Genomic DNA, 5,940 nt, shown 5'->3' with positions numbered 1-5,940 from the left:
GTCATGATTGCGCTGACCATGATCGCCATCATCAGGAACGGCCGGAAAAGCGCCCAGGGCGACATGCCGGCCGCGTTCATCACGATCAGCTCCGAGTCGTTCGATAGCCGCCCGATTGCATGCATGACCGCGATCATCAGGGCGATCGGTGCGATCACAAGCACCAGCATCGGTATGACAAGGCCGGTGATCCCGAGGAAGACCAGCACGGTCTGACCGCGGCTGGTCATGAGGTCGATGTCGCGCAGCGCCTGCGTGATCCAGATCACCGATGTCAGGCTGAACAGGACGATGGCAAACGCGCTGAATGTCGTGCCGAACACGTAGCGATTGATTGAGCCGAAGCCGGGGATGGCAGGAAAGCGGCCCGGAAGGCGCGGCCATCCTGCAGGCACGCGCGGCAAGCGCAGCCGGAAGGCAGGCAGCTTCAACGATCCAGACCCAAACGAGGCCATGCGGCTCGACATTCCCCCTGATACCGTCCGCCGGTCCAATCTGGACCTTTGGACGGCCGCGGCGACGGCACCCCAAGCCGTCCTCCGCCGAACATTCATGATCGATTCACAAAGTGGCCCAGCCAAGGCAAAGCTGTTGAAAATGCATCGAAAAAAGTTAATCCGGGGGCAAGATTTACGCTCCTGTGTCTTCCGGATCACGATCGATCGTGGTGAGGTTCCGTTATGGTTAACCAACCACGGATTCGGCGCTCCATTAGCGGATGTCCGGTTCTGGCGCCGGTATGGCAGGACGAATTTCGTTTGGCAGGTCCCGGTTCGGGGCCATAAAGGGAGGGCCCCGGGTAGGGCTCAAACACGGACAGGACGGTGAATCGCATGGCGGGCGCACTCAAGATCGGATTTTCGTCCTTTTCCGCTCCGGAGAACGGCGTCCTCGCCGTCTTTGCCGGGCCGGACCTCAAGTTCGGACCGGGCACGCGGGCGCTCCTCGCGCCTGCCGCCGACCTGATCGCGCGCGCGGCGGCCGCGGACGGCTTTAAGGGCAAGAGCGGGAGCGCGCTCGACCTGATCGCGCCGGCCGGCCTGAAGGTCTCGCGATTGATCGTCATCGGGGTCGGTGCGGACAAGCCGGACGATGCGGTCAAGCTCGGCGGCAGCACCTTCGGACGTGCGCCGGCGACGGCATCCGAAATCGCGATCATGGCCGAGTTCCCCGACGGCCCTTTGAGCCCCGACCAGGCCGCCGATCTCGCGCTTGGCGCTGTGCTCAGGTCCTATTCCTTCGACCGCTACAAGACGAAGAAAAAGGATGGCGACGATGCGCCGAAACAGCGCCGCCTGACCATCGGCACAGCGGTACCCGACAAGGCGCGCAAGGCCTACGGCTCGCGCGAGGCGATTGCCGAGGGCGTGTTGATCGCGCGTGACCTCGTCAACGAGCCGGCCAACGTGCTCTATCCGGAAGAATTCGCGCGGCGCGCGGCCACGCTTAAGAAGGTCGGCGTGCAGGTCGACATCCTCGATAAGAAGGCGCTGACCCGGCTCAAGATGAATGCGCTTCTCGGCGTCGGCCAGGGGTCGATTCGCGAGAGCCGCGTCGTCGTCATGCGTTGGAATGGCGGCAAGAAGGGCGCCAAGCCCTTGGCATTCATAGGAAAAGGCGTGTGCTTCGATACCGGCGGCATCTCGATCAAGCCGGCCGCCGGCATGGAGGACATGAAGGGCGACATGGCGGGCGCGGCCTGCGTGGTCGGCCTGATGCATACGCTCGCGTCTCGCAAGGCCAAGGTGAACGCGGTCGGCGCAATCGGCCTCGTCGAGAACATGCCGGACGGCAACGCCCAGCGACCGGGCGATATCGTCACCTCGATGTCCGGACAAACCATTGAAATCATTAATACAGATGCCGAAGGCCGGCTCGTTCTCGCGGACGTGCTCTGGTATGTCGGGAAGACCTACAAGCCCGAATTCATGGTCGACCTCGCGACGCTGACGGGGGCCATCATCGTGTCGCTCGGGCAGGAATATGCCGGGCTGTTCTCCAACAACGACAAGCTGGCGGAAAGGCTCGTGGAAGCCGGGAAGCTGAGCGGCGAGCGCGTCTGGAGGATGCCGCTCGGACCGGAATACGACAAGCAGATCGATTCCAAATTCGCCGACATGAAGAACACCGGCGGACGCAATGGAGGGGCGATCACCGCCGCGCAATTCCTCCAGCGTTTCGTCGACAAGACTCCTTGGGCGCATCTCGACATTGCCGGCACCGGCATGGGGTCGCCGCAAAGCGACATCAACAAGAGCTGGGCATCCGGTTTCGGCGTGCGTCTGCTCGACCGGCTGGTGGCGGATTCCTACGAGAAGTAACGGCGCGCGGAGCCTGCGGCGATGAGAGGCGTGCTCGCCGCCGCGAAACTTGCGCTTTGGGCGGCGCTTTCTCTCGCCGCGCTTTCCCTGCCGGCATTCGCGCAGACGGATGCGCCGCTCGCGGAACGCATCGCCGTGCGCGACGATGCGCACCGCATTGATGCCGATGTCGGCATTCTTGCTTTCTTGCGCAAACCGGAAACCGGCGTGCGTCCGGTCGCGTTCGTGATCGGCGGCGGTCCGGGAACGTCGTCGGCCTATCTCAATCTCGGTGCGCTTGGACCACGGCGCATCGCGTTTGATGGAGCTGCGTCAACACCGCGTCCACTTGTATCGAACGACGAGAGCTGGCTCGACTTCACCGATCTTGTCTTTGTCGATCCGCCCGGAACCGGTCAGGCACGCATCCGGCGGCACGATACGAAGGCGAAGGAGCGCGTGTGGTCGGTCGAGGGCGATATCGATCTCCTTTCGGACGCAATCGCTGCGTGGCTGCGCAAGCATGACCGCACCGATGCATTGAAGGTTGTCGTTGGCCAGAGCTATGGCGGATTTCGCGCACCACGCATCGCGGAGGCGCTGCATCGCCGTCATGGCATCGCGCTGAACGGCCTGATTCTCGTTTCGCCGATCCTCGATTACGGCTGGCGGTATCATGCGCGATCGTCGCCGGTCTCGTTCATGACGCTGCTGCCATCGTTCGCAGCTTCGCGGATGGAGCGGGACGGCGCCTTCGATTCTCGCAAGCTGATTGGCGTGGAGGATTATGCGAGCACGGCGTTTGTCGATGATTTTCTCAAGGGTCCTCGGGACCTGGAGGCGCAGCGTCGTTTGATCGATCGCGTTTCCGCCATCACCGGACTGTCCCGCACAACGGTCGAAACAGCACAGGGCCGTGTGGACGAAAACCTTTTTGCGCGCGAAGCTGCGCGGCACAACGGCAAGGTCATATCGTCATACGACGGCAGCGTGTCCGGCGACGATCCTGATCCGTCTGTCCCGCGTCCGGACTTCGCCGATCCGTTTCTCGCCGCGCTGAAAGCGCCGCTCACTGCAGCGATGGCGACGATCCTGCGCAGCGGCGACAAGCCGGCGGCCATTCCCTATGTCGTTTCGAACGATACGGTGTTCCAGAACTGGCGCTGGAGCGAGGGCCACGGCATGCCGGAGGCGGTAACGGCTTTGCGCAAGATGCTTGCGCTGGACAGCGCGATGCGCGTGCTGGTGACGCACGGCTATTCCGATCTGCAAACACCGTATTTCGAAAGCGCGCTGATCCTTGCGCAGCTTCCGGATTTCGGCGGCCGTGTCGAGCAGCGCAATTACAGGGGCGGGCACATGTTCTACAGTCGCGAGGAGTCCCGCATTCAGTTTGCACGCGATGCGCAAACCTTCTTCGGCGCCCTGACGAGCCAGCCATGACGGAAGTCCGCTTCTATCATCTCATCGAACAGAGGCTCGAACGGGTGCTGCCCCAGTTGCTCGAGGTGTCGCTGCAGCGCGGATGGCGTGTTGTGGTGCAGGCCGGCTCCGACGAGCGTGTCGAAGCGCTGGATGCGCATCTGTGGACGTTTCGCGACGACAGTTTTCTGCCGCATGGAACGGCTCGCGGTCCGGATGCTGCCGATCAGCCCGTTCTTTTGACCGCCGATGAAGGCAACGCCAACGACGCAACGGTCCGCTTCCTCATAGATGGCGTCCCGCTCCCGGCGGACGTCTCGCAATACGAGCGACTGGTCCTGATCTTCGACGGCAACGATGACGAACTGGTCGCGCGGGCGCGCGAGCAATGGTTGCAGGCCAAGGCGCAGGGGTGTGAGGCCAGCTACTGGCAGCCGGACGACAGCGGCCGCTGGGTCCAGAAGGCATGACGCGGCGCGCCGAGGCGTCCGCGTCCGCTGAAATTGTTGTTACCTTTCAGGTGCTTGCGGGCCTTCTTTAAACGGGTTCCCAATGCCGCGTTAACGAGCCCGGCAGCTTCTCGTCGTGATCCGTTGATCGTTGCCATGTTGCTGACTAACAATCGGGCTTGGTGATGCCGGGGCATGCCGAGCCGGGGACGATCTGTGCAGAGTTGTGTGAGGACCTTTCGCGTGACGCGAGCAGCCGCGCCGTTTGCCGCGCTGTTGTTCCTGTGCGCGTGCGCTTCTCCGGATACCGCACAGCCGAACACGAAGGTATCCGACATGTTTGCGACGCCCGAATGGGCGAAGGGCAATCAAGCTCGCTCGACGACGACGCGGGCCATCACGCAGAACGATCTCATCAACGCCGACGGATCCTGCCCGATGGCCGTCGCAGCGACGGACGGCGCGGCGCCGGCCGACGCGGACGCGGCGCTTTCAGGGCAGGGTGCGCTTCCGGCGGTGCAGGGCGGTGTCGCGCTTGGCATGACCGAGTGCGAGGTGCTGCAACGCACAGGCACGCCCGACACCTTCAACATCTCCGCCGAAGGCACCGATCGTGTCGCGACGCTGACAGTGACGCGTGGCTCCTGGCCCGGTCTTTACAGTTTCCGCGGCGGGCGGCTCACGTCGGTTGAGCGTATCGCCGCGCCGGCGCCCGCCAAGCCAACACGTGCCGCGGCCAAGAAACAGGCGCCCAAGTCGCAATTGCGTGGTGCGCAGCAATAACGGGCGAACGCTCGTTGCGTGAGATGACGCATTCGCGCTCGTCTGGCGTGGTGCACGGTTGAGCTGAAAGCAATGGCACAAGCGCCGATTGCTTGTGTGGCGTTTGATTGTGCCAGGACATCCAACGGACTTGCTACGAAACGCAGCGCCGTGCAGCATCCCGCACGGACATGCCGTGACGATCGTACGGCTGGCCTGAGAATTGCTTTTCGGCGAGCACGCAAGGCCAGCACATCCGGCCCTGCCGCATCGTGACGTTGATTGGTGGAAGGACTCGAGATGAAGATGATTTTGCGTGCTGCGGCCGCGGTGACCTTGATGATGGCGGCTGGCGTCGGTCATGCACAAAGTCAGGGCGTCACTCCGACCGGAAAATATCCGGACCGGCAGGTGAGAATTCTGCTGCCATTTCCACCCGGCGGCGTTGCCGACGTGGTCGGACGTTTGCTGGCGCAGAAGCTGTCAGAGAACACCGGCCAGAATTTCTTCGTCGAGAACCGGGCAGGTGCGGCCGGAAATATCGGCGCCCAGATGGTGCAGTCGTTGCCGCCGGACGGCTACACGATCATGCTCACCAGCTCGAGCTTCCTGATCAATCCCGGTCTGCAGAAGGTGCCTTACGATCCGGTCGGCGGTTTTGCGCCGATCTCAATCATCAGTGCGTCACCAAGCATTCTCGCAGTTCATCCCGGGCAGCCGGTGAAGTCCGTGAAGGATCTCATCGATGTCGTGAAGAAGTCGCCGGGCAAGCACAGCTACGCATCGGCCGGCGTCGGCTCCACGCCGCATCTGCAGGGCGAGATGTTCAAGCAGGCCTATGACCTCGACATGGTCCATGTTCCGTTCGCAGGCGGTGGTCCGGCGCTGCAATCGGCCGTCGCGGGCCATACGCCGATCGTGTTCGCTGCGTTGCCGCCGGCGATTCCGCTGGTCAAATCGGGCGATCTTCGTGCGCTGGCGATCGTCGGTCCCAAGCGCGTGTCTGC

General features: G+C 63.2%; 6 protein-coding genes. 5 read left to right on the top strand and 1 reads right to left on the bottom strand.

The genetic code is table 11. The features are described from left to right. Nucleotides 1–353, bottom strand: a 353-nt coding sequence (locus VNZ93_RS07525) for an LptF/LptG family permease (protein ID WP_325702362.1), incomplete at its 3' end; no start/stop codon positions are given. Nucleotides 354–833: 480 nt separating this feature from the next. Between VNZ93_RS07525 and VNZ93_RS07520 the strand changes: the two genes are divergently transcribed. The 5 genes from VNZ93_RS07520 to VNZ93_RS07500 form a co-directional block, all read left to right on the top strand. Then, nucleotides 834–2,321, top strand: a complete 1,488-nt coding sequence (locus tag VNZ93_RS07520) for a leucyl aminopeptidase (RefSeq protein WP_325702359.1) — start codon at nucleotides 834–836, stop codon at nucleotides 2,319–2,321. A 21-nt stretch (nucleotides 2,322–2,342) separates the two neighbouring features. After that, entirely contained in the window at nucleotides 2,343–3,743 is a 1,401-nt protein-coding gene (locus VNZ93_RS07515) for a S10 family peptidase (protein WP_325702356.1), read from the top strand. Continuing rightward, nucleotides 3,740–4,192, top strand: a complete 453-nt coding sequence (locus VNZ93_RS07510; RefSeq protein ID WP_325702353.1) for a DNA polymerase III subunit chi — start codon at nucleotides 3,740–3,742, stop codon at nucleotides 4,190–4,192. The genes VNZ93_RS07515 and VNZ93_RS07510 overlap by 4 nt, the downstream gene beginning before the upstream one ends. A gap of 222 nt (nucleotides 4,193–4,414) precedes the next feature. Further along, nucleotides 4,415–4,954, top strand: a complete 540-nt coding sequence (locus tag VNZ93_RS07505; protein WP_325702350.1) for a hypothetical protein — start codon at nucleotides 4,415–4,417, stop codon at nucleotides 4,952–4,954. Nucleotides 4,955–5,233: 279 nt separating this feature from the next. Further along, a partial coding sequence (locus VNZ93_RS07500) for a Bug family tripartite tricarboxylate transporter substrate binding protein (protein WP_325702347.1) occupies nucleotides 5,234–5,940 on the top strand: 707 nt, incomplete at its 3' end.

Source organism: Pseudorhodoplanes sp. (assembly GCF_035565795.1).
Taxonomy (GTDB): Bacteria; Pseudomonadota; Alphaproteobacteria; order Rhizobiales; family Xanthobacteraceae; genus Pseudorhodoplanes.
Note: the sequence above shows the minus strand (reverse complement) of the source record. Positions and strands in the feature narration are given on the sequence as shown.

Excerpts from the sequence above, each read along its gene's own strand:
- VNZ93_RS07520 (WP_325702359.1), top strand. The coding sequence starts at position 834 with ATGGCGGGCGCACTCAAGATCGGATTTTCGTCCTTTTCCGCTCCGGAG.
- VNZ93_RS07515 (WP_325702356.1), top strand. The coding sequence starts at position 2,343 with ATGAGAGGCGTGCTCGCCGCCGCGAAACTTGCGCTTTGGGCGGCGCTT.
- VNZ93_RS07510 (WP_325702353.1), top strand. The coding sequence starts at position 3,740 with ATGACGGAAGTCCGCTTCTATCATCTCATCGAACAGAGGCTCGAACGG.